This window comes from Citrobacter sedlakii (genome assembly GCF_018128425.1).
Lineage (GTDB): Bacteria > Pseudomonadota > Gammaproteobacteria > Enterobacterales > Enterobacteriaceae > Citrobacter_A > Citrobacter_A sedlakii.
The window spans coordinates 1735572-1758794 of sequence record NZ_CP071070.1 but is presented as its reverse complement, the minus strand read 5'-3'; the positions used below and the strand labels follow the sequence as shown (position 1 = coordinate 1758794).

Annotated in this window: 22 protein-coding genes; 6 read left to right on the top strand and 16 right to left on the bottom strand. The window is 54.9% G+C overall.

Annotation, left to right across the window (positions count from 1 at the left end):
- Window positions 1–10 precede the first annotated feature (10 nt).
- The 4 genes from JY391_RS08300 to apbC form a co-directional block, all read right to left on the bottom strand.
- Window positions 11–694, bottom strand: coding sequence for a fimbria/pilus periplasmic chaperone (locus JY391_RS08300; RefSeq protein WP_211935544.1), 684 nt, complete (start codon window positions 692–694; stop codon window positions 11–13).
- 60 nt (window positions 695–754) lie between these two features.
- A complete protein-coding gene (locus JY391_RS08295) occupies window positions 755–1342 on the bottom strand; it encodes a fimbrial protein (RefSeq protein WP_211935543.1) in 588 nt (195 codons plus the stop codon).
- A gap of 270 nt (window positions 1343–1612) precedes the next feature.
- Window positions 1613–1897: a DUF2574 family protein gene (locus JY391_RS08290; RefSeq protein WP_211935542.1), complete on the bottom strand. Its 285-nt coding sequence runs from the start codon at window positions 1895–1897 to the stop codon at window positions 1613–1615.
- Between the two features lie 160 nt (window positions 1898–2057).
- Window positions 2058–3167, bottom strand: coding sequence for an iron-sulfur cluster carrier protein ApbC (apbC, locus tag JY391_RS08285; RefSeq protein ID WP_060569302.1), 1110 nt, complete (start codon window positions 3165–3167; stop codon window positions 2058–2060).
- 165 nt (window positions 3168–3332) lie between these two features.
- Between apbC and metG the strand changes: the two genes are divergently transcribed.
- Window positions 3333–5366: a methionine--tRNA ligase gene (gene metG, locus JY391_RS08280; RefSeq protein ID WP_211935541.1), complete on the top strand. Its 2034-nt coding sequence runs from the start codon at window positions 3333–3335 to the stop codon at window positions 5364–5366.
- A 32-nt stretch (window positions 5367–5398) separates the two neighbouring features.
- Here metG and JY391_RS08275 read toward each other — a convergent pair whose 3' ends face one another.
- Genes JY391_RS08275 through JY391_RS08265 form a run of 3 tightly spaced genes read right to left on the bottom strand, consistent with a single transcriptional unit; the run spans window position 5399 to window position 8335 of the window.
- Window positions 5399–5887, bottom strand: a complete 489-nt coding sequence (locus JY391_RS08275; RefSeq protein ID WP_042284424.1) for a YehS family protein — start codon at window positions 5885–5887, stop codon at window positions 5399–5401.
- 46 nt (window positions 5888–5933) lie between these two features.
- Window positions 5934–6653 carry a two-component system response regulator BtsR gene (gene btsR / locus JY391_RS08270; protein ID WP_042284427.1) on the bottom strand — a complete coding sequence of 240 codons (720 nt, stop codon included), beginning with the start codon at window positions 6651–6653 and terminating at the stop codon, window positions 5934–5936.
- Window positions 6650–8335, bottom strand: coding sequence for a sensor histidine kinase (locus JY391_RS08265; protein WP_181822912.1), 1686 nt, complete (start codon window positions 8333–8335; stop codon window positions 6650–6652). The genes btsR and JY391_RS08265 overlap by 4 nt, the downstream gene beginning before the upstream one ends.
- A gap of 223 nt (window positions 8336–8558) precedes the next feature.
- On the opposite strand from JY391_RS08265, the gene mlrA reads away from it, so the two are divergent.
- Window positions 8559–9290 (top strand): HTH-type transcriptional regulator MlrA, encoded by a 732-nt coding sequence (gene mlrA / locus JY391_RS08260; protein ID WP_042284435.1) that lies wholly within the window; start codon window positions 8559–8561, stop codon window positions 9288–9290.
- A gap of 59 nt (window positions 9291–9349) precedes the next feature.
- Window positions 9350–9457 carry a protein YohO gene (locus JY391_RS08255; RefSeq protein ID WP_042284438.1) on the top strand — a complete coding sequence of 36 codons (108 nt, stop codon included), beginning with the start codon at window positions 9350–9352 and terminating at the stop codon, window positions 9455–9457.
- On the opposite strand, the gene JY391_RS08250 is transcribed toward JY391_RS08255, so the two are convergent.
- The 5 genes from JY391_RS08250 to bglX all read right to left on the bottom strand — a co-directional run bounded on the left by JY391_RS08250 (window position 9438) and on the right by bglX (window position 15634).
- Window positions 9438–10169, bottom strand: coding sequence for an ABC transporter permease (locus tag JY391_RS08250; protein ID WP_211935540.1), 732 nt, complete (start codon window positions 10167–10169; stop codon window positions 9438–9440). The two genes, JY391_RS08255 and JY391_RS08250, sit on opposite strands and share 20 nt — an antisense overlap.
- Entirely contained in the window at window positions 10153–11100 is a 948-nt protein-coding gene (locus JY391_RS08245) for an ABC transporter ATP-binding protein (protein ID WP_211935539.1), read from the bottom strand. The genes JY391_RS08250 and JY391_RS08245 overlap by 17 nt, the downstream gene beginning before the upstream one ends.
- Complete coding sequence (locus JY391_RS08240; RefSeq protein WP_211935784.1) at window positions 11093–12259, bottom strand: ABC transporter permease; 1167 nt, start codon at window positions 12257–12259, stop codon at window positions 11093–11095. The genes JY391_RS08245 and JY391_RS08240 overlap by 8 nt, the downstream gene beginning before the upstream one ends.
- Before the next feature lie 16 nt (window positions 12260–12275).
- The gene (gene osmF, locus JY391_RS08235; RefSeq protein WP_042284451.1) at window positions 12276–13193 is read right to left on the bottom strand and encodes a glycine betaine ABC transporter substrate-binding protein OsmF; all 918 of its coding nucleotides are present in this window, start codon (window positions 13191–13193) and stop codon (window positions 12276–12278) included.
- A 143-nt stretch (window positions 13194–13336) separates the two neighbouring features.
- Window positions 13337–15634 (bottom strand): beta-glucosidase BglX, encoded by a 2298-nt coding sequence (gene bglX, locus JY391_RS08230; RefSeq protein ID WP_211935538.1) that lies wholly within the window; start codon window positions 15632–15634, stop codon window positions 13337–13339.
- A 216-nt stretch (window positions 15635–15850) separates the two neighbouring features.
- Here bglX and dld point away from each other — a divergent pair, with 216 nt between their 5' ends.
- A complete protein-coding gene (gene dld / locus JY391_RS08225; protein ID WP_211935537.1) occupies window positions 15851–17581 on the top strand; it encodes a D-lactate dehydrogenase in 1731 nt (576 codons plus the stop codon).
- 101 nt (window positions 17582–17682) lie between these two features.
- The gene (locus JY391_RS08220) at window positions 17683–18237 is read left to right on the top strand and encodes a GNAT family N-acetyltransferase (RefSeq protein ID WP_042284457.1); all 555 of its coding nucleotides are present in this window, start codon (window positions 17683–17685) and stop codon (window positions 18235–18237) included.
- 47 nt (window positions 18238–18284) lie between these two features.
- Here JY391_RS08220 and pbpG read toward each other — a convergent pair whose 3' ends face one another.
- Window positions 18285–19211, bottom strand: coding sequence for a D-alanyl-D-alanine endopeptidase (gene pbpG, locus JY391_RS08215; protein ID WP_042284459.1), 927 nt, complete (start codon window positions 19209–19211; stop codon window positions 18285–18287).
- 169 nt (window positions 19212–19380) lie between these two features.
- Window positions 19381–19968, bottom strand: coding sequence for a Yip1 family protein (locus JY391_RS08210; RefSeq protein WP_042284461.1), 588 nt, complete (start codon window positions 19966–19968; stop codon window positions 19381–19383).
- Window positions 19969–20140: 172 nt separating this feature from the next.
- On the opposite strand from JY391_RS08210, the gene JY391_RS08205 reads away from it, so the two are divergent.
- Window positions 20141–20710: a DedA family protein gene (locus JY391_RS08205; protein WP_042284463.1), complete on the top strand. Its 570-nt coding sequence runs from the start codon at window positions 20141–20143 to the stop codon at window positions 20708–20710.
- An 8-nt stretch (window positions 20711–20718) separates the two neighbouring features.
- On the opposite strand, the gene JY391_RS08200 is transcribed toward JY391_RS08205, so the two are convergent.
- Entirely contained in the window at window positions 20719–21480 is a 762-nt protein-coding gene (locus JY391_RS08200) for an SDR family oxidoreductase (RefSeq protein ID WP_042284467.1), read from the bottom strand.
- Between the two features lie 88 nt (window positions 21481–21568).
- Window positions 21569–23008 (bottom strand): multidrug resistance outer membrane protein MdtQ, encoded by a 1440-nt coding sequence (mdtQ, locus tag JY391_RS08195; protein WP_211935536.1) that lies wholly within the window; start codon window positions 23006–23008, stop codon window positions 21569–21571.
- Window positions 23009–23223: the final 215 nt, after the last annotated feature.

The following is a 23223-nucleotide window of genomic DNA, read 5'->3' as shown; positions in this document are numbered from 1 at the left end:
ACACCTCATATTAGTTAACCTGAACCCTATCGCTCACGTAATTTCCGCGGTCGTCAATAATCGTGATGTGATAGTCATTGCTGGCAGCAGATTTTAACGTAACCGCCTGAGTGGATAGCGGTGCCAGTAAAAGCGTTTTGCTATTAAGCTGCACTTTTTTCGCTTCAATTTTAGGTATCGTAATCCAGTTAGCAGTCCCATTATTCAGTTGTAATCCCCCCTGTTTTCTCGACAAGGTGATTTTCTTAATACTGTTTTGCGTCACGGGTTCTATGCCTTTTGGCCGATATAGCAACTTCAGGCGGTTTTGCATAGCAAATTTCAGGGTATTTTTCCCTTCATGCTCACTGACATTGGGCGGGATATCCAGTACGTTAAAATAAAAAAGGCTTTCTTTATCCTGCGGTAACGCGTTTGGCATTTTCTTAATTTTAATTTGCTGGCCCGAGTTTCCCTTTATCCGCACTACGGGTGGAGTAAGCAAAAACGGCACCTGAATCTTTTCTGGCGGGATGGTCGTGTCACCGTCATCTATCCAGGACTGAACCAACGAGGCCTTACCGCTCTGGTTCATCAGTTGCACGATAATTTCATTCCTCTCTGACGGGTAAATAACGCGAGTACCATAAATAACAACATCCGCATGAGCGGGAAGCATAAGCGCTAACAGGCTCGAAAATAAAATCCGTTTCATCGTGTACAGCCTTATTTTGATACAGCTCTTGCCAGAGCTCTCCGACAAGAGCAACTAATACTAGTCAGTTTCAACGGTAAATTTGATGGTTGATTTTACGTCGCCCGCTTTTACCACTTGAGCCAGTCGCGCCCAACGGGCGTCAAATTTCAGTGAATACATCACCCCACCCTCGCCCGTGGATGTTCCCGTTAAGCTACTAACATCGACAACCTGATTTTTTTGCGTAATTTGTACGCTTGCGGAATCGGTATTATGAAAATTTACGGCAAAACCGACGCCAGTCGCATCACCATTATCATCCTGTAACAGGCCAGAATGTACAGCTGAAAATAACGTGGGATCAAAAGTGATTTGATTTAGTTTTACATTGTCGGGACAGATAATTTCCAGCACATCCCCTTCATTATTCCATTTCGTTGTATCAACTGAGCCGATAGCTAATTTATAAACATCAGAAGTAGAAATTATACCCATATCAATTACCGCGGAGTTTCCACCATCAGAACTAAAATGGCAGGATGATCCTTCAACCGTCGCTTTAATAATCAATTGTCCATCTTCTGTAATAACGTTTGTACCTGTTGCATTGGTCATGCTTGCAAATAAAAAGGGAAGCAGCGACGTAAAAATAACCGACTTTTTCATAAGTCTATCCTTATCGTATTTTTAAAAGAGTATCCGTTGAATGACTTCAATTTAAAAATCTCATGAAGATAACGTTAAGGCAATGTGAACGTCTCGTTTTATTGATTTAACGCAAATAACATAACGCATTATATTTATGAATAATAAAGCGCAAAATACCATTCTTAAAAAGAATAAATTACATTAAATGTATGCTTTGGTGTATTAATAAACTTAAAAAGGCGGTATTCACTTAGAATTCCGCCTTAGCAATGATGTATTGCGTAAAATTTAGTCGTATGTATTTAGAATAATTTGCCGTTGGGCATCGTTCGCTAATGCAATCCGTGTGGTGGTGATCCCCGGCAGTTTGCTTTCAGGGTTGGCAGCCATAAACCGTTGTGCTGCGTTCTGGCAGTCATGTCGTAACTTGCCGAGGGTCATGTCGACCGGACAGGTGGATTCAACAACATGTCCAACAAGGGTAACTTTGCCATCAAGGCCATCAGACGCAAAAGCAAGAGAACGCATTCCAAACATTACAGCAAAAAACCCCAGGAATATGCTCTTATTCATTGTATCTATATACCTGTAAAGGAGAGAGTAACAAACGCCGCTTTTATAAAAGTAAGAATGGCTGACCTTACCGAATAAAACAACCTAAAAAATAAATTAATAAAACATATTCACCACATCAATATATTGTTGATGCGGTGAATATTTTTAACTAGCGGTATTACACGGCGCGGAAGGCGATTTCTCCGGGGATCACTTCCCCCTGCCAGTACAATTGCGCGGCAACACGTCCCGCCAGCTCACGGTACATTGCGGTAAATTCGCTTTCCGGACGGCTGGTTACCGTTGGGGTACCGCGGTCAAGGTCTTCGCGCAAGCTAATATGCAGCGGCATCTGCCCCAGCAGTTGGGTGTGATATTGCGCAGCCAGCTTCTCCGCGCCGCCAGTACCAAAGATGGGCTCATGGTGGCCGCAGTTGCTGCAAATGTGCATGCTCATATTCTCGACGATACCGAGTACCGGCACCTCGACTTTTTCAAACATGACGATGCCTTTTTTGGCGTCGATCAGCGCGATATCCTGCGGCGTGGTCACCACCACAGCACCGGTTACCGGGATGTTCTGCGCCAGCGTCAGCTGAATGTCACCGGTGCCCGGCGGCATATCCAGTACCAGGTAATCCAGATCCGGCCACAGCGTCTCCTGCAGCATCTGCAACAGCGCTTTGCTGGCCATCGGGCCGCGCCATACCATCGCGTTATCGTCGGTTACCAGATAGCCAATGGAATTGGTTGCCAGGCCATGCGACATAATCGGCGCCATGTGGGTTCCGTCCGGCGACGTCGGGCGCTGATTTTCCGCCCCCAGCATGGTGGGGATCGACGGGCCATAGATATCGGCGTCAAGAATACCGACTTTTGCCCCTTCCGCCGCTAATGCCAGCGCCAGGTTAACCGCGGTAGAAGACTTACCGACCCCGCCCTTCCCGGAACTGACCGCGATGATATTTTTCACCCCGTTCACGCCCGGCTGATTTTTCACCCGCTTCAGGGTGGCGATGTTATGCGAGAGTTTCCAGTCAATCGCTTTCGCACCCGTGATACGCAGCAGATCAGCGCTGCATTGCTCTTTTAGCACCTCAAACGCGCTATGCCAGACGAATGGCATCACCAGCTCAACGTGCAGCGTGTCATCCATCCACGCGACATGGTGCAGCGCTTTCAGGGTTGTCAGATTATGCTTCAAAGTGGGGTGCTGAAAATTCGCCAGCGTCCCGGCGACCATCGCGCGCAGGGTCTCTGGTGATTTGGCCTGGGATTGTGCGTTCATCCCGACTCCTTTTTGTTGTTCTGAAAAGTACAAGTGTAGCGACCTAGTGTACTCCAGCGGTAATGATTAATCATTTATGGTTTGATGCCCTTATTTCTTGGCGTAGTTATTACCTTTCAGGTAACATCAAAACCCCCTTTTAACAGAGAAGAAGTAATACCTACTATGACTCAAGTCGCGAAGAAAATTCTGGTAACGTGCGCGCTGCCGTACGCCAACGGCTCAATCCACCTCGGCCATATGCTGGAGCACATCCAGGCTGATGTCTGGGTCCGTTACCAGCGAATGCGCGGCCACGAGGTCAACTTCATCTGCGCCGACGACGCCCACGGCACGCCGATCATGCTGAAAGCGCAGCAGCTTGGCATTACGCCGGAGCAGATGATTGGCGAGATGAGTCAGGAGCACCAGACCGATTTCGCCGGGTTCAACATTAGCTACGACAACTATCACTCCACGCACAGCGAGGAAAACCGTGAGCTGTCAGAGCTTATCTACACCCGTCTGAAAGAAAACGGCTTCATTAAAAATCGCACCATTTCTCAGCTGTACGATCCGGAAAAAGGCATGTTCCTGCCGGACCGTTTTGTGAAAGGCACCTGCCCGAAATGTAAATCGCCGGACCAATACGGCGACAACTGCGAGGTGTGCGGCGCGACTTACAGCCCGACGGAGCTGATCGAGCCGAAATCCGTGGTTTCCGGCGCGACGCCGGTGATGCGTGACTCTGAACATTTCTTCTTTGATCTGCCGTCGTTCAGCGAAATGCTACAGGCGTGGACCCGCAGCGGCGCGTTGCAGGAGCAGGTTGCGAACAAAATGCAGGAATGGTTCGAATCCGGCCTGCAACAGTGGGATATCTCCCGCGACGCGCCATACTTCGGCTTTGAAATTCCGAACGCGCCGGGCAAATACTTCTACGTCTGGCTGGATGCGCCAATTGGCTACATGGGGTCGTTCAAGAACCTGTGCGACAAGCGCGGCGACAGCGTAAGCTTCGACGAATACTGGAAAAAAGACTCCAGCGCCGAGCTGTATCACTTTATCGGCAAAGACATTGTTTACTTCCACAGCCTGTTCTGGCCAGCAATGCTGGAAGGCAGTCACTTCCGTAAGCCGACCAACCTGTTTGTACACGGCTACGTGACGGTTAACGGCGCCAAGATGTCCAAGTCTCGCGGAACGTTCATTAAAGCCAGCACCTGGCTGAACCACTTCGACGCCGACAGCCTGCGCTACTACTACACCGCCAAGCTCTCTTCCCGCATCGACGATATTGACCTGAACCTGGAAGACTTCGTGCAGCGCGTCAACGCCGATATCGTTAATAAAGTGGTTAACCTGGCGTCGCGTAACGCGGGTTTTATCAATAAACGTTTCGACGGCGTACTGGCGGCGGAGCTGGCTGACCCTGAGCTGTATAAAACCTTCACCGACGCGGCAGCGGTTATTGGCGACGCGTGGGAAAGCCGCGAATTTGGCAAAGCGATCCGTGAAATCATGGCGCTGGCCGACCTGGCAAACCGTTACGTGGACGAACAGGCGCCGTGGGTTGTGGCTAAACAGGAAGGCCGTGACGCCGACCTGCAGGCGATCTGCTCAATGGGCATCAACCTGTTCCGCGTGCTGATGACGTATCTGAAGCCGGTTCTTCCGACCCTGTCCGAACGCGTGGAGGCTTTCCTCAACACCGAACTGACCTGGGATGCTATCCAGCAGCCATTGCTGGGCCATAAGGTAAATACCTTCAAAGCGCTGTATAACCGCATCGACATGAAGCAGGTCGATGCGCTGGTTGAAGCGTCGAAAGAGGAAGTAAAGGCGGCGACAGCGCCGGTCACCGGTCCGCTGGCGGACGATCCGATTCAGGAAACCATCACTTTTGACGACTTCGCCAAAGTCGATCTGCGCGTGGCGTTGATTGAAAACGCCGAGTTTGTGGAAGGTTCGGACAAGCTGCTGCGCCTGACGCTGGATCTCGGCGGCGAGAAGCGTAACGTCTTCTCCGGCATTCGTTCCGCGTACCCTGACCCGCAGGTGCTGATTGGCCGCCACACGGTGATGGTGGCAAACCTCGCGCCGCGTAAAATGCGCTTCGGCATCTCGGAAGGGATGGTGATGGCCGCAGGCCCGGGCGGGAAAGATATCTTCCTGTTAACCCCTGACGAAGGCGCAAAGCCGGGTCAGCAGGTTAAATAACCAAAAAGCCGGAGATCGTCTCCGGCTTTTTTTTACGCCTTCTTGCCCTGTGGCGGCTTCGCGCTATGTTCCCGGTTCGTCAGCCCGCGTAAAAAATAACGCATAAACTGATCGCCGCACTCGCGGTAGTTCTTATGGTCCGGCGCGCGCATCATCGCGGTAATTTCCGGCATTGATACGCGGAAATTCTGTTCGGTCATGATGGCGAGGATATCGTCCGTTTTCAGAGAAAACGCGATGCGCAGTTTCTTCAGCACCGTGTTGTTATTCACGCGGCGTTCGAGCGCTAATTCCGGCGCAGAGTCGTCTTTTCCGCGCTTGTCATAAATCAGGCCGTTGAGGAATCCGCTCAGGACAATATCCGGGCAGCGCACAAAACCGTCTTCATCCTCTTTGGTCATCCAGGTATCAAAACCCGCAGAGGTCGATTCCATACCGGCAAGCGCAAGAATGCGTACCATGTCGTTATTATTGGCTTTCAGGGTGTAGCGCAAGCTACGAAGAATATCATTACTAAGCATAGAGCCTTCAACTGTCGATGATGCAATGGCGCGCAGTGTACCAGTTTTACAGGCCAATCGCCTCTTTCAAACTTTTCAGATAGCGCCGGCTCACCGGCACGGTTAATCCGTTGCGTAAAATCAGCTCCGCCTGGCCATTATCTTCCAGCCGAATCTCCTGAAGATGCGCCATGTTCACAAGATATTGCCGGTGGCAGCGCAGCAGCGGCGTACGGCTTTCCAGTGTTCTGAGCGTCAGTTCGGTAAAGCCTTCTTTACCTTCGCTGCTGGTGACAAAAACGCCGCTCATTCGGCTGCTGACGAAAGCGACATCATCCATCTGCAACAGATAAATCCGGCTGTGTCCGCTACAGGGAATAAACTTCAGCGCCTGCTGGTTTTCCGGCAGCACGGAAACGTCCTGTTTGCTGCGCTCCTGGCGCAAGCGGTTGAGGGTTTTCTCCAGACGCGCCTCTTCAATGGGCTTTAACAGATAATCAAAGGCGTGTTCTTCAAAGGCTTTGATGGCGTACTCATCAAAAGCGGTCAGAAAAACGATATATGGACGGTGTTCCGGGTCGAGCATACCGACCATCTCCAGTCCGCTGATGCGCGGCATCTGAATGTCGAGGAACAGCACGTCCGGGCGTAATTTATGCACCGCGCCAATCGCTTCTACCGCATTCGCGCACTCCCCGACAATCTCAATATCGCTCTGTTCCTGTAGCAGGATCCGCAGATTTTCCCGCGCTAGCGGTTCATCATCCACAATCAGCACTTTAATCATGCGTTCTCCTCCAGCGGAAGTCGTAGGGTTATTCGGGTAAAGCGGTCAGGCTCGCAGGCCACGCTAATGCCATAGTCATCGCCAAAACGCTCACGCAGGCGTTTGTCCACCAGATTCATTCCCAGGCCGCTGGCATTGGTCGTCGGTTGATACAGCCCGGCGTTATCTTCTATGTCCAGCATCAGGTGTTGTCCCTCCTGACGGGCGGTTATGGACACTTCGCCCGTCTCCAGCAGTTGCGATGTGCCGTGTTTGATGGCGTTTTCCACAATGGGTTGAAGGGTAAACGCCGGAAGTTGCTGGTGAGCCAGCGCCTCCGGCACGTTCAGATTCACCTTTAAGCGCGACTGAAATCGCGCCTTTTCAATTTGCAGATAGGCGTTGACGTGCTCAATTTCATCGGCAAGCGTCACAATTTCTGAGGGTCGCTTCAGGTTTTTGCGAAAGAAGGTGGACAGATACTGCACCAGTTGGCCCGCCTGCTCGCTGTCGCGGCGCACCACCGCTTTAATGGTATTGAGCGCATTGAACAGAAAATGCGGATTCACCTGGGCGTGCAGCAGCTTGATTTCCGACTGGGTCAGCATCGCTTTCTGGCGCTCGTACTGTCCGGCCAGAATCTGGGCGGACAACAGCTGGGCAATCCCCTCCCCGAGCGTCCTGTTGATGGAGCTGAACAAGCGGTTCTTGGCTTCATACAGCTTGATGGTGCCCATCACCCGCTGGTTTTCGCCGCGCAGCGGGATCACCAGCGTTGATCCCAGTTTGCACTGCGGATGCAGCGAACAGCGGTACGGCACTTCGTTACCGTCGGCGTAAACCACCTCGCCGGTTTCAATCGCCCGCAGCGTATAGCTTGATGAGATCGGCTTGCCCGGCAGGTGATGGTCATCGCCAATGCCGGTAAAAGCCAGCAGCTTCTCCCGGTCGGTAATCGCCACCGCGCCGATATCCAGCTCCTGGTACAGCACCTGCGCGACCTTCATGCTGTTCACTTCGTTAAAGCCCTGGCGCAAAATCCCCTCCGTCGAGGCCGCCACCTTCAGGGCGGTAGCGGAAAACGCCGAAGTGTATTTTTCGAACATGGCGCGCTTGTCGAGCAGAATGCGCATGAACAGCGCCGCCCCGACGGTGTTGGTCACCATCATCGGCGCGGCGATATTACTGACCAGCCGGTACGCATCGTCAAAAGGCCGGGCGATCAGCAAAATGATCAGCATCTGCACCAGCTCGGCGACAAAGGTAATCGCGCCTGCGGTCAGCGGATTAAAGACTTTGTCGGTCCGCCCCCGCCGCGTCAGAACGCTGTGTACCAACCCGCCGAGCAAGCCTTCGACGATGGTGGAGATCATGCAGCTCAGGGCGGTCATCCCGCCCATGGAGTAGCGATGAAGGCCGCCGGTTAGCCCAACCAATCCGCCGACCACCGGCCCACCGAGCAGCCCGCCCATCACCGCGCCTATCGCCCGGGTATTGGCGATAGAATCGTCGATATGCAGGCCAAAATAGGTGCCGAGAATGCAAAAGATGGAGAAGGTAACGTAGCACAACAGCTTGTGCGGTAAGCGGACAGTGACCTGCATTAAGGGAATGAACAGACGCGTTTTGCTCATCAGCCATGCGATAACCAAGAACACGCACATCTGCTGAAGCAGCAGCAACACCAGATTAAACTCGTACATACCCGCAGACCACACTTCTATTAAAACCGCGTAACATACATCGACTGCGTTGATCTTTCTTTGAACTGTTGCAAAAAAAGATGAAATCGTGAGTACGATCACTCAATGTCGCCGCCGACTCTCAGATTTTTACCGCTAAATTGATTAAAAAACAGACAAAACTACCTGGTTCGAAAAAGAGCGTCTAAAGTTAAACTGGGACCTCGCGAGCAAGGATTAAAAGATGGCGCTTTACACCATAGGTGAAGTGGCTCTGCTTTGTGATATCAACCCTGTCACGCTTCGCGCGTGGCAGCGGCGTTATGGATTACTGAAACCGCAGCGAACAGACGGCGGACATCGTCTTTTCAACGACTCGGATATCGACCGCATCCGCGAGATCAAACGCTGGATCGACAATGGCGTCCAGGTCAGCAAAGTCAAAGTGCTGTTGAGCAATGACACGTTCGATCGGCAAAACGGCTGGCGCGAGCATCAGGAAACGCTCCTGCATTACCTGCAAAACAATAATCTGCACAGCATCAGAGTCTGGCTTAAAGAGCGCGGCCAGGATTATCCGGCGCAAACGCTCACCAGCCATCTGTTTATTCCGCTACGCCGCCGTCTCCAGTGCCCGCAGCCGACGCTTCAGGCGCTGCTGGGCATTCTCGACGGCGTGTTAATTAACTACATTGCGATTTGTCTCGCCTCGGCGAGAAAGAAACAGGGCAAAGACGCGCTGGTGGTAGGCTGGAATATTCACGACACCACCCGATTATGGCTTGAGGGCTGGATCGCCAGCCAGCAGGGTTGGCGCGTTGATGTACTGGCGCACTCCCTGAACCAGCTTCGCCCGGAGCAGTTTGAAGGCCGCACCCTCCTGGTGTGGTGCGGCGAAAACCAGACACCGGCGCAGCAACAGCAACTGGCGACCTGGCGTGCCCAGGGATATGATATTTACCCACTTGGCATTTAATGATTCATTAACAGGAGCGCTTCTCTGTATAATCTCTTGGTTAACATAAGGAGAACATCATGAGCGCAACGAAAATCGGCGTTATCGCCCTCTTTTTACTCATGGCTATCGGCGGTATCGGCGGCGTCATGCTCGCGGGTTATACCTTCATTTTGCGTGCTGGCTAAGCCGCTGAACTAATCGTTCAAACAGGCGGTCAATGACGATCGCCGCCAGCGCGACCAGTAACGCCCCCTGAATGACATAGGCGGTATTAAAGCCGCTCAGGCCGATAATGATCGGCGTGCCCAGCGTACTCGCCCCAACCGTAGAGGCAATGGTCGCCGTGCCAATATTGATGATTACCGAGATGCGGATCCCCGCCAGAATGACAGGCGCAGCCAGCGGCAGTTCGACCTTTCGCAGCTGCTGGCCGCGGCTCATTCCCATCCCGCTGGCGATTTCTCGTACGCTTGCCGGGACAGACCCCAACCCCGCCAGCGTCGCCTGTAACACCGGCAGCACGCCGTAGAGGATCAGCGCAATAATCGCCGGCTGCTGGCCAAACCCCATCACCGGCACCGCGATTGCCAGCACGGCGACGGGCGGAAAGGTTTGTCCTACTGCAGCAATGGTTTCCACCAGCGGACGAAACTCCGCCCCGGCAGGTCGCGTGACCGCGATCCCTGCCCCGACGCCAATCAGCACCGCGATCAGGCTCGACACGCCGACCAGCCAGAAGTGGGCCAGCGCCAGCGCGACAAAGCTCTCCTGTTGGTAGACCGGACGCGGCAGTTCAGGAAACAGGCGAGCGAACAGCGCCTCGCTATGCGGCAAGCCTACCAGCATCAGCACAAATACGACGATAAGCCAGAGCAGCGGATCAGTCAGTCGTTTCATCACGCAACGTCTCCGAAAGCAGATCGCGAAAGTGCAGCGTACCGCAGGCAACGCCATGCTGGTTAACCACCGGTAAGATTTCCCGGTTATGCGCCACAAACAGGGAGAGCGCGTCGCGTAGCGTCATCGTTTCCGTTAACGCATCGCCGTCAGTGTGCTCATCACGCCGCACATAGTCGGCGACGTTACGCAGCGACAGCAGACGTACGCCCAGTTCGCTACGTCCAAAAAACTGGCGAACAAAATCATCGTTCGGCGCGGTCAACATCTGGAGCGGAGTGCCCTGCTGCACCACTTCGCCGCCGTCCATCAGTACCAGATGTTCCGCCAGGCGTAACGCCTCGTCAATATCGTGGGTCACCAGCACAATGGTTCGCCCGAGCAGGCGGTGAATACGGGTCATCTCCTGCTGTAATGCGCCACGGGTAACCGGGTCCAGCGCGCCAAACGGCTCATCCATCAGCAGCACCTGCGGGTCGGCGGCCAGCGCGCGCGCTACGCCCACCCGCTGCTGTTGCCCGCCGGACAACTGATGCGGATAGCGTTCCCGCAGCCCCGGCTCCAGCCCCAGCAGCGCCATCAGTTCATCGACACGATCGTCTCGTTTCTGTCGCGACCACTTGAGCAACTGCGGCACGGTGGCAATGTTTTGCGCCACGGTCCAGTGTGGAAACAGACCGATCGACTGAATGGCGTATCCCATACGTCGGCGAAGTTCGAGCAGCGGCAGAGAGCGGATCTCCTCACCGGCAAAGCGAATTCGTCCGCTGTCATGTTCCACCAGGCGGTTGATCATCTTCAGCGTGGTTGATTTTCCCGAACCGGAGGTGCCAATCAGCACCGAAAAACTGCCTTCTTTAAAATGCAGATTGAGATCGTTAACCGCTCTCTGCTCACCGAAGGTTTTACTCACGTGGTTAAATTCAATCATGATGGGTTACCTTCAGCAAAGCGCTCCCTAAGTCAAACAGCGCGTCAATCACTACCGCCAGTACAATCACCGGGATCACGCCAAGCAACACTAAATCGATGGCGCTGCTGAGCAGTCCCTGAAAAACCAACGCGCCGAAGCCGCCCGCGCCAATCAACGCGGCAATCACTGCCATCCCGACTGTTTGTACCATGACCACGCGCAGGCTGCGCAAAAATACCGGTAACGCCAGCGGCAACTGGACGTGAAAAAAGCGCTGGGCGGCGCCCATGCCCATCGCGCGCGCGCTTTCCTGCACGTCACGCGGCACCTGGTCCAGCCCGGCGACCACGCCGCGCACCAGCGGCAGCAGCGCGTACAGCACCAGCGCGATCAGTGCTGGCGTCAGACCGGTTCCCGCGACGCCCAACGATGAAAGCCACGGGAAGGCCTTTACCAGCCCGGCAAGCGGCGCAATTAACAGACCAAACAGCGCCACCGACGGAATGGTTTGGATCACGTTTAACACGGTAAACACCGGTCCCTGACGGGCAGCGGAAAAGTGGCACCAGATGCCCAGCGGCACGCCAATCGCCAGCGCAGGCAAAACGGTTCCCAGCAGCAGCGTCAGATGCTGCGCCAGCGCGTCGTCAAAGACGTCCTGCCGGTTGGCGTATTCTTTAAGCAGAGAAAGCGCGTCGAACGCGCCGGAAAACAGCAGCGCCAGCGGCACGATGGCGATCTGGGCATGCAGAACCCAGCGCCAGAGCGGCTGGACGGTGATTCTGCGAATCGCGTCGCTACAGGCCAGCAGCCCTAACGCCAGCGCCAGCCACAGACCGCTTCCCAGGCTGGTCCGCGCCAACGGCGAGCCCGTTTCAGCCAGATGGCTGGCGGCTTTTCCCGCGCTCCAGAGCATCAGGATCACCAACAGTTGCGCAACAGCAAGCGTGAGCGCAGCGCCTCGTCTTCCCGGCACGAAGCACAGCGTGAGCAAGGCGCACCCGGCGCCCACCAGCAGCGAAACCGAACCGGGCCAGACTGCCCAGATCGGACGCCCCTCGCCAGAAACCAGTCGGTTAGGAGCATAGTTTACGAACGGCAGCGCGGCGGCAACTGCGGTGAGCGCCACCAGCAGCAACAGCACGCGGTTAATACTGACTTTTGCCACGTCACCCAGCCTTATTTCAGTCCTTTTACTTCACCCATCCCTTTTGCTTCAGGTAATCTGCGGCGACTTTTTTCGCGTCCAGCCCTTCCACGGCAATACTGGCGTTTAACTGCTGCAGGGTTTTCGCGTCAAGGCTGGCGAATACCGGCTGCAGCCATTCGGCCATTTGAGGATAGTCTTTCAGCACTGCTTCACGCACTACCGGCGCAGGGGCATAGATCGGCTGTACGCCTTTCGGATCGCTCAGGGTTTGCAACCCCAACGCGGCCACCGGACCGTCCGTACCGTAAGCCATCGCCGCGTTTACGCCGGACGTTTGCTGTGCTGCCGCTTTGATCGTTACCGCGGTGTCGCCGCCCGCCAGCGAAAGCAGTTGATCCTGACTCAGTTTAAAATCGTAGGCTTTTTCAAAAGCGGGAAGCGCATCGGCGCGCTCAATAAATTCGGCCGAGGCGGCCAGCTTAAAGGTTCCGCCCGCTTTCAGGTAGCGTCCGAGATCGGCCAGCGAAGTGAGTTTATTTTTCTCAGCGACATCGCTACGCACTGCGATGGTCCAGGTATTATTGGCGGGCGCTGGCGTTAACCACACCAGCTTATGCTGTTCGGCATCGAGCTTTTTGACTTTCTCATAGCCCGCGTTGGCGTTTTTCCACGCCGGGTCGTTTTCATCTTTAAAGAAGAAGGCCCCGTTGCCGGTGTATTCCGGATAAATATCCAGTTCGCCGGAGGTGATTGCCCCGCGCACAACCGGAGTCGTGCCCAGTTGGACTTTATTGACCGTTTTAACGCCGTGGCTTTCCAGCACCTGCAAAATGATATTGCCGAGCAGAGCCCCTTCGGTGTCGATTTTCGACCCCACCGTCACCGGCGACGCCGCCTGCAGGGGTAAACTCACCGCCGCTAGCAGCGCCAGCGAGCCCGCACAGATCTTTGAGAGTGTCATTATGCTTTCCTCATCCTTTTGCCGCCCTTTTCAGCGACTTGAGCAAAAAGCATAGTCGAAAAGTGTCTCTTTAACCGGAGAATTCAGTTTTTTCGCGCCAGCGCAAAAAAGAGAGACGGGATTACGCCCGCCTCTCGTCTCTGTTACAGCAGCTCAAATTCCCCTTGCTTGACCCGCGCTGAGTCTACGCCGATAAAGACGTTAAACTTGCCCGGTTCGGCATCATACTGCATTTGTTGATTCCAGAACTTCAGCGCCTCGATGTCAATCGGGAAACTGACGGTCTGAGTTTCCCCTGGTTTCAGGGTCACCTTCTTAAAGCCCTTCAGCGCTTTCACGGGACGACTCACAGACGCCGTCACGTCCTGCAGGTACATCTGAATCACCGTCGCGCCTTCCCGTTTACCGGTGTTCGTCACCTGCACGCTCGCGGTTACGCTGCCGTCACGCGTCATGCTCGGGGCGGAAAGTTTGACGTCAGACACGGTAAACGTGGTGTAGCTCAGACCGTAGCCAAACGGATACAGCGGGCCGTTAGCCTCGTCAAAGTAGCGTGACGTGTATTTATTAGGTTTATCGGCATTATACGGACGACCGGTATTAAGGTGGCTGTAGTAGACCGGGATCTGCCCGACGGAACGCGGGAAAGACATCGGCAGTTTACCGGACGGGTTGTAGTCGCCAAACAGCACGTCGGCAATGGCGTTACCGCCTTCGGTACCGGCAAACCAGGTCTCCAGGATCGCGTCGGCCTGTTGATTTTCTTTCACCAGCGCCAGCGGACGGCCATTCATCAGCACCAGCACCAGCGGCTTGCCGGTCGCTTTCAGCGCCGCGATCAGATCGCGCTGGCTCTGCGGAATAGTGATATCGGTCCGGCTGGAGGCTTCGTGCGCCATGCCCTGCGCTTCACCGACGACGGCAACCACCACGTCGGACTGTTTCGCCGCGTTCACCGCTTCGTCGATCATCGCTTTCGGCGTACGTGGATCCACCTTCACCGCTTCTTCGTACTGGTTGAGGAACGTGACGATGTCTTTATCGTCAGTGACATTCGCGCCTTTGGCGTAAACAATTTTTGCTTTATCACCCACGGCGTTCTGAATGCCGGTCAGTACGGTCACTGACTGATCCGCCACGCCCGCCGCGGACCAACTGCCCATCACGTCACGTTTGCTGTCTGCCAGGGGACCTACCACCGCAATAGTGCCGGATTTTTTTAACGGTAGGGTTTCCAGACGGTTTTTCAGCAGAACCAGACTTTCGCGCGCCACTTCTCGCGCCTCTTTACGATGCAGGCGGCTTTCGGCGTTGGTGTCCGCCGGGTCAGACTCTTTCGGCCCCAGATGGCTGTACGGATCGTTGAACAGCCCCATATCATATTTGACGTTCAGCACATGACGGGCGGCGTCGTCCAGTTCTTCCATCGTCACCTTGCCGGATTTGATCAGCCCCGGCAGGTATTTGCTGTAATACTCGTCGCTCATGCTCATGTTAATGCCGGACTTGAGCGCCACGCGCACCGCATCCTCGGGATCGGCGGCGGTGCCGTGTTTTATCAGCTCTTTGATCGCGCCGTGGTCGGAAACGGTAATCCCCTTAAAGCCCCATTTGTCGCGCAGAATATCTTTTAGCAGCCAGGCATCAGACGTGGCGGGCGTTCCGTTCAGCGAGTTCAGCGCCACCATGACGGCGCCGCTGCCCGCGTCCAGCCCCGCTTTGTACGGCGGCATATAGTCGTTGAACAGACGCTGTGGACTCATGTCGACGGTGTTGTACTCTTTGCCGCCTTCCACCGCGCCGTAGGCGGCGAAGTGCTTCACGCTGGTCATCACCGAATAGCGGTCCGCCGGGCTTTTACCCTGCATCGCTTCCACCATCGTCTTGCCCATGATCGATGTGAGATAGGTGTCCTCGCCAAAGCCTTCGGAAGCGCGTCCCCAGCGCGGGTCGCGGGAAACGTCGACCATCGGCGCCCAGGTCATATTCAGGCCGTCATCTGCCGCTTCATATGCCGACACGCGCCCGACGGTTTTCACCGCCTCAAGGTTAAAAGAGGAAGCCAGGCCCAGGCTGATGGGGAAAACGGTACGCTGACCGTGCAACACGTCATACGCGAAAAAGAGAGGGATCTTCAGGCGGCTCAGTTCCATCACCTGATCCTGCATTTTGCGGATATCCTGGCGGGTGACGGTATTGAAGATCGCCCCAACCTGTCCGTCCTTGATCATTTCACGGATCGCTTCTTTCGGGTTATCCGGGCCGACGCTAATCAAGCGAAGCTGACCAATCTTCTCGTCAACGGTCATTTTGGTCAGGAGTTCAGTCACAAACGCATCCCGCGCTTCCGGCGTCAGCGGGTGGTTACCAAACAGATCTTCCGCCAGCGCTGGCTGCAACGCCAGACTCACCGCGACACCTACAGAACATAGCCATTTCATGTTGTTTCTCTCTTTCTCATTAGCCCGACGTGGCTGCGAAAATATAACAAAAACCGCACGTTGCCATAAGCCTAATTGGCCGCCACGCAGAAAGCGAAGGTTATTCTCTTAATTTTCACCGCCGCTGATTCACAGACAGGGTAAATGAGTAAGCGCAGGGTCAGACAAAGCGCTATGCTTGAACGTGATATTTTGTCCCACCACAAGGAGTGGAAAATGTCTTCCCTGACAACAACTGATAATAAAGCCTTTCTGAATGAACTCGCCCGTCTCGTGGGTCATTCACACCTGCTGACTGAACCTGAGAAAACCGCCCGCTATCGCAAGGGCTTCCGTTCCGGCCAGGGCGATGCGCTGGCGGTGGTCTTTCCCGGCTCACTGCTTGAACTCTGGCGCGTCCTTAACGCCTGCGTGAATGCCGACAAAATTATTCTGATGCAGGCCGCCAACACGGGCCTGACCGAAGGTTCAACGCCAAACGGCAACGACTACGATCGCGATATTGTGATTATCAGCACTCTGCGCCTCGACAAGCTGCATCTCCTTGGCAAAGGCGAGCAGGTGCTGGCCTGGCCGGGCACCACGCTGTATTCACTGGAAAAAGCGCTGAAACCGTTGGGACGCGAACCGCATTCGGTCATTGGTTCGTCGTGCATTGGCGCCTCGGTGATTGGCGGCATCTGTAATAACTCCGGCGGCTCGCTGGTTCAGCGCGGCCCTGCCTATACCGAAATGTCGCTGTTTGCGCGTATTGATGAAAACGGCAAGCTCCAGTTGGTCAACCATCTTGGCATCGACCTTGGTCAAACGCCGGAGCAGATCCTCAGTCAACTGGACGATGAGCGCATCAAAGAAGAAAACGTGCGTCACGACGGGCGTCACGCCCACGATCACGACTACGTAACCCGCGTGCGCGATATCGAGGCTGACACGCCGGCGCGTTATAACGCCGACCCGGACCGCCTGTTTGAAGCCTCCGGCTGCGCCGGAAAACTGGCGGTGTTTGCGGTACGCCTCGACACTTTTGAAGCGGAAAAAAACCAGCAGGTGTTTTACATCGGCACCAATCAGCCTGACGTGCTGACCGAAATCCGCCGCCATATTCTGGCAAACTTTGAGAATCTGCCGGTCGCGGGCGAGTATATGCATCGTGATATTTACGATATCGCGGAGCAGTACGGTAAAGATACGTTCCTGATGATCGACAAGCTCGGTACCGACAAAATGCCGTTCTTCTTTACCCTGAAGGGCCGTACCGATGCAATGCTGGAGAAAGTGAAATTTTTCCGTCCGCACTTCACTGACCGCGCAATGCAGAAGTTCGGTCATCTGTTCCCCAGTCATTTGCCGCCGCGAATGAAAAGCTGGCGCGATAAATACGAGCATCATCTGCTGTTAAAAATGGCCGGTGACGGCGTGGCGGAAGCGCAAAACTGGCTGAGCGAATTCTTTAAAACCGCGGAAGGCGACTTCTTCGCCTGTACGCCGGAGGAAGGCAGCAAAGCATTCCTGCACCGTTTCGCGGCGGCGGGCGCGGCAATCCGCTATCAGGCAGTGCATGCCGATGACGTGGAAGATATTCTGGCGCTGGACATCGCCTTGCGTCGTAATGACACCGAGTGGTATGAACATCTGCCGGCGGAACTTGACAGCCAGTTAGTGCATAAGCTCTATTACGGACACTTTATGTGCTACGTCTTCCATCAGGATTACATCGTTAAAAAAGGCGTTGACGTACATGCGTTGAAAGCGCAGATGCTTGAACTGCTTCACCAGCGCGGCGCGCAGTATCCCGCCGAGCACAACGTCGGTCATCTGTACAAAGCGCCGGAGGCGTTGACCCGTTTTTATCGCGAAAATGACCCGACCAATAGTATGAATCCCGGAATTGGCAAAACCAGCAAGCAGAAATTCTGGAAAGCCCCCTCTACCGGGCAAACCGTGTAAGCAGGCCCGCCGTGCAGGCTGGATCTGCTCGAAATATCGTGCAAAAGTAACGACATGTGCCGGAGCTATGACTCCGGCTTTTTATCCTGAAGGTGATAACCATGTCTGCTGCCGATACGCTTTCTGATGATGATATTGTGGTGCGCGACGCTTCGCCCGGCGACGTGGAGGCCATTTCCGCGCTGTATGCCTGGCATGTGCTGAATGGTCGCGCCTCTTTCGAAGAGATCCCCCCGACGGTAGAAGAGATGCGCCAGCGAATGCTCAAGGTCGCGCAGTATGGCCTGCCCTGGCTGGTGGCTTTGTATCGCGGCGTGGTGGTGGGCTATTGCTATGCCACTCAGTACCGCCCTCGCCCCGCCTACCGTTATACCCTGGAAGAGTCGATATACGTTGACGCCAGCATGACCGGGCGCGGTATCGGTAGTCTGTTAATGTCCACGCTCATCAGTCGCTGTGAAGCAGGCCCATGGCGACAAATGGTGGCGGTGATCGGCGACGGGCACAATAACCCTGGCTCATTACGGTTACATAAAAAACATGGTTTTGAAATTGCCGGACAGCTTCGCAGCGTCGGCTACAAGAAAGGCGACTGGCGGGACACATTGATTATGCAGCGCCCGCTTAACGAGGGTGACTGGACGCTGCCGGAATAACGTTGATGTCGCCGGATGGCGGAGAACCGCCTTATCCGGCTTTCAGCTCAATCGTTTTGCGCGGTCTGCTGCGCCATCTGCGCGGCTTTTTGCTTTTTATAGCTTAATGCCGCCGCCGGAACCGGCATCACTTTGCCGGTCTCAATCCAGGTACGTAAACGGCTGGCGTCGGCAAAATGGGTATATTTGCCAAAGGCGTCCATCACGACCAGCGCCACCGGTTTGTGATTAATTACCGTGCGCATCACCAGGCAGTGCCCCGCCGCGTTGGTGAAGCCCGTTTTCGTCAACTGAATGTCCCAGTTGTCGCGGTACACCAGATGGTTGGTATTGCGAAACGGCAGGGTATACGCCGGGTTCGAGAAGGTCGCCATATCCTCACGCGTCGTACTCAGTTGCCCAATCAGCGGATACTGCTTGCTGGCAATCAGCATTTTGGTGAGATCGCGCGCGGTAGATACGTTGTGAATGGATAACCCGGTCGGCTCGACAAAACGCGTATGGGTCATGCCGAGCGCTTTCGCCTTCGCATTCATCGCCTTAATAAAGGCGTTATAGCCTCCCGGATAATGGTGCGCCAGGCTTGCCGCCGCGCGGTTTTCCGAGGACATCAGCGCCAGCAACAGCATGTTTTTACGACTGATCTCACTGTTCAGCCGCACACGGGAATAGACGCCTTTCATTTCTGGCGTCTGGCTGATATCGATCTTCAGCTTCTCGTCCAGCGGCAGTCGCGCGTCCAGCACGACCATCGCGGTCATTAATTTGGTTATCGAGGCGATCGGACGCACCCGATCCGGATGGTTCGAATAGATCACCTTATTGGTGTTCAGATCGACGATCATCGCGCTACCGGAGGCGATTTCCGGTTGGGAGGCCGCGGTCGTCGCCGCCGCTTTGGCCATCGCCTGCGGTGCAAAAGGCACCGCCAGTATTAACGCCAGGCTAAGAACAGAAACTCGGAATGTCAGCATGATGAGATTTCAGAAAATGATTCACACGTGTGATAACACGCACCGCTTGAGTGAGAATTTACTTAAGCTAGCGAAAGAATCATAGCGAGCTAATAACGTTGCCGCCATAAGAGAATCGTCAGGAAAGGCTGCATTGCTGGCTTTTACACCAACAATGCAGAGAATGACCTCAGAAGACCCGGTAACCGTATCCCCACAGAATAACGGTCAGCGCGAGCAGCACTTCCAGCACCAGCACGCCAATCGCCAGCGTCGAACTGGAGAAGCTCAGCCCCTCCTCCTTATTAATGTTCAGGAAGGTCGGTATACCGAGATACAGTAAGTAACCGGTATAAAACAGCGCCACCGTTCCCACCAGCGCGCACAGCCAGACCAGCGGATACAACGCCACCACCCCACTCAGAAACAGCGGGGTCGCTACATAACCGGCAAACACCATACAGTGCGCCAGCGACGGGCGCTGCGGAAAGCTACGCGCCATCCACCAGATCACCCGTCCCATCACCGCCACACCAGCGAGCATGACGGCGTAGAACAGCACAGCCAGCGCAAGCCCCGTTACCGGCGACAGCTTCAGCACGTTGCCGTCGCCAAAATTCCAGCCGATTTGCGTGGTGCCAATAAACGCGCAGATAACCGGAATCGCCGCCATCAGCAGTACATGATGGGTGTAGTGATGCGATACCGTTTCATTCTCGCTTTTGATCACCTGCATTTCACGATCGGGATGGGAAAACAACCCCCAGACATGGTTCATACCGCCCCCTTGTGTCAGTTCCGGCCCCTAACACCTCAAGTATAATTCGCTTTTCGATTATTTTATGTACAGTTCAGGAAATGTCATGGCAGACGATCCCCTCCCTCCTTTTTCATTCAGCAACATAAATTCACAAGGTGTATGCTTAAACGTGCGGAGGTCATTCAGACACATGGATATAAACAGTCTTATTGCACAATACGGTTATGCCGCGCTGGTCATCGGTAGTCTGGCGGAAGGCGAAACTGTGACCCTGCTGGGCGGCGTCGCCGCTCATCAGGGATTACTGAAGTTTCCTTTGGTGGTATTGGCCGTCGCCGTAGGCGGCATGATTGGCGATCAGGTATTGTATTTGCTTGGGCGCCGCTACGGTGACCCGCTCCTGCGCCGTTTTTCCCGTCATCGTGACAAAATCCGCCAGGCGCAAAAGATGATCCAGCGTCGTCCATATCTGTTCGTCATCGGCACGCGCTTTATGTACGGTTTTCGCGTCATTGGCCCGCTGCTGATTGGCGCAAGCCATCTGCCGCCAAAAATTTTTCTGCCGCTGAATATTCTCGGGGCGCTGATCTGGGCGCTGATCTTCACCACACTCGGCTACGCGGGTGGTGAAGTCATTGCCCCCTGGCTGCACAGCCTTGATCACCATCTAAAACATCTGGTCTGGCTGTTTCTTGCCATTGCGCTGGTGGTCGGCGTTCGCGGGTGGTTAAAACGCCGCAGCCGCCGCAAAGCCGACTAATACGAACGCTACTGCGGTGTAAACTGTGGATTGGCGAGCATAAATCCGCCGTCGACGATCAGCGACTGGCCGGTGGTGTAGCTTGCCCCGTCCGAACACAGCCACGCCACCAGGCTGGCAATTTCGCGCGTCGCCCCCATTCTGCCCAGTGGGATCGACGGTTCAGCGCCAGGCTTCACGTCGCTGTCGTCCATATCATTCATCGGGGTGGCGATGGCTCCCGGCGCCACGGCGTTGACCAGAATATTGTGTTTGACCAGCTCAAGCGCCATGGATTTGGTCAGCCCGCCAAGGGCGTGTTTCGCGGCGGTATAAGCGCTGGCCTCGGGCAGCGGCGTATGCTCATGTACCGAGGTGATATTGATAATACGGCCGCCCTCCCCCTGTTTTACCATCTGGCGAGCAGCCAGTTGGGAACAGAGAAATGCGCCGTCGACGTCCACCGTGAAAATCTGTCGCCAGTCGTCGAAGGGCATCTCAAGAAACGCGGCTTTGCGCATTGTGCCCGCATTATTCACCAACACGTCAATCCGGCCCAGCCGGGTAATCAGTTGCTCAAGCGCCTGTACCCCCGCAGGTAGCTGGCTGAGATCTAACTGGACGGTCTCAGCGCGAACGCCGTGCTTCATCACCTCTTGCGCTGTCGCGCGCGCGCCCTGTTCATCGGAATGCCAGGTGATGCCAATATCAAATCCCTGCTGCGCCAGATGCAGGGCGCAGGCTTTGCCGATACCTGAATCAGACGCGGTGACAATGGCCACTTTTCTCATAATATCTCCGGTTGAATCAAACTGAACCTTAAGAATCTGTCTCATCAGGCTCTAAGTATAGAAGCTCAGTCTGAGAGAGCCGGAAAGATCAGGAGTGCGGGTAGCCGCCGCCGAGCGCGCTGATGAGCTGTACCGAGGCGTCCAGCCACTGGCCTTGTAAAATCAGGCCGTTACCCTGTTCGCGCAGCGCCGGAATTTTCGCCTCGCTAACGCGGGAACCGGCAATAATCCCCGCCCTGAAGCGCGCTTCAGCCAACGTTACCACCCGCCGGGCATCGTGCTCAATCTGCTGCTGATGGGCATTTTTTTGCGCCAGCGTTGCCACCTGACTGGCGGCGCGTGCGACGTCATTTACCGCCTCCACCACCGCTTTGTTGTAATTCGCGATCGACAAATCACTTTGCGCCTGGGCGATATCCAGATTCGCGTTCAGTCTGCCGCTGTCGAAAATCGGTAGCGTCAGCCCGGCGGTAACGCCCATCTGCTGCGCGGAGCTGCGGAACAGATCGCTTAAATGCAGCGCATCCTGTTGCAGAAAAGCCATCAGGTTGATATCAGGATAAAACGCCGCTTTCGCCGCCTCCACGCTGCTGAGCGACGATTCGATATACCAGTGCGCCGCCTGCAAATCTGCCCTGCGCGCCAGCAATTCATAGCCCAGGCGATCCGGCAGTCGGCTTTCCACGTTCGGCAGCGCCACCGGGTGAAGCGCCAGCGAGGTCGACTGGGCATTAATGAGCGCGCTGAGCCGCGCCTCTATGACCTTCATCTTTCCGGCAGCATCATTCAGTTGCTGTTGTGTTTTGCTGTCATCGATATCGGTTTCAACACCCTCGACCGAAGACGTTATCCCGTTCTGGTACAGCTGGCGATCGCTGTTAATAATATTGCGCTGTTCGTCTTCGATTTGCTGGAGCAGCGTGCTTAACGCCGCCTGCGTTTGCCATTCCCAGTACAACCGCGTGACGCTGCTTGCCAGCAACTGGCGGGTCTGCTCACGTTCCGCTTCCCGCGCTTTCACCGCGCCGATTCGCGCCGTCACTTCCGCACGATTTTTCCCCCATAAATCCAGATCCCAACCGGCGGTTAAGCCAAATGTACCGTTGGTATACCACGGTCCCGTGGTGCCTGCCGCGGGATCGGTCAGTGCGAACGGCCCCATTAACCCTTCCGCTGACATTTTCTGCCGCTCGAGATCCGCTGAAAAATCCAGTTGCGGACCGTCCTGGGTTTCAACCGCTTTCGCCTGCGCTTCCGCCAGTTGAATGCGTTGTTCAGCCACCTGCATATCCGGCGAGTGCAGCAGGGCGTGCTCAATCAGACCGTTGAGCTGGGGATCGTGATATACCTGCCACCATTGGCTTTCCGGCCACCCTTTTTTGAGTGACGCAGGCAGTGAGGCGTCAACGTGAGTCGCGGGGGTTTGCTGCGCCAGCGTCTGATGACTGTCATGCATGGGGGCGCATCCCGCCAGCAAAAGTGCAAAGGGGAAGCACGCTTTCACAGCGTGAAAAGAGTTACGATTCATGAAGAAGTTCTGCTTTGAAAGGGTGCGCGGAGCTTACCTGTTGTTGAATGCGGTTTTTTAGTTACGCGTGGCATAACATCTTTGGCAAATAACCGTCATATCCGGCAATGTATTTCTCAAATAAATATCATTAATGGGATTTATTTATCTGATTTATGTGTTTGTTATTTACGGACGATATCCCGGCGGCAGGTTGCCGAAGATTTCCTATACTT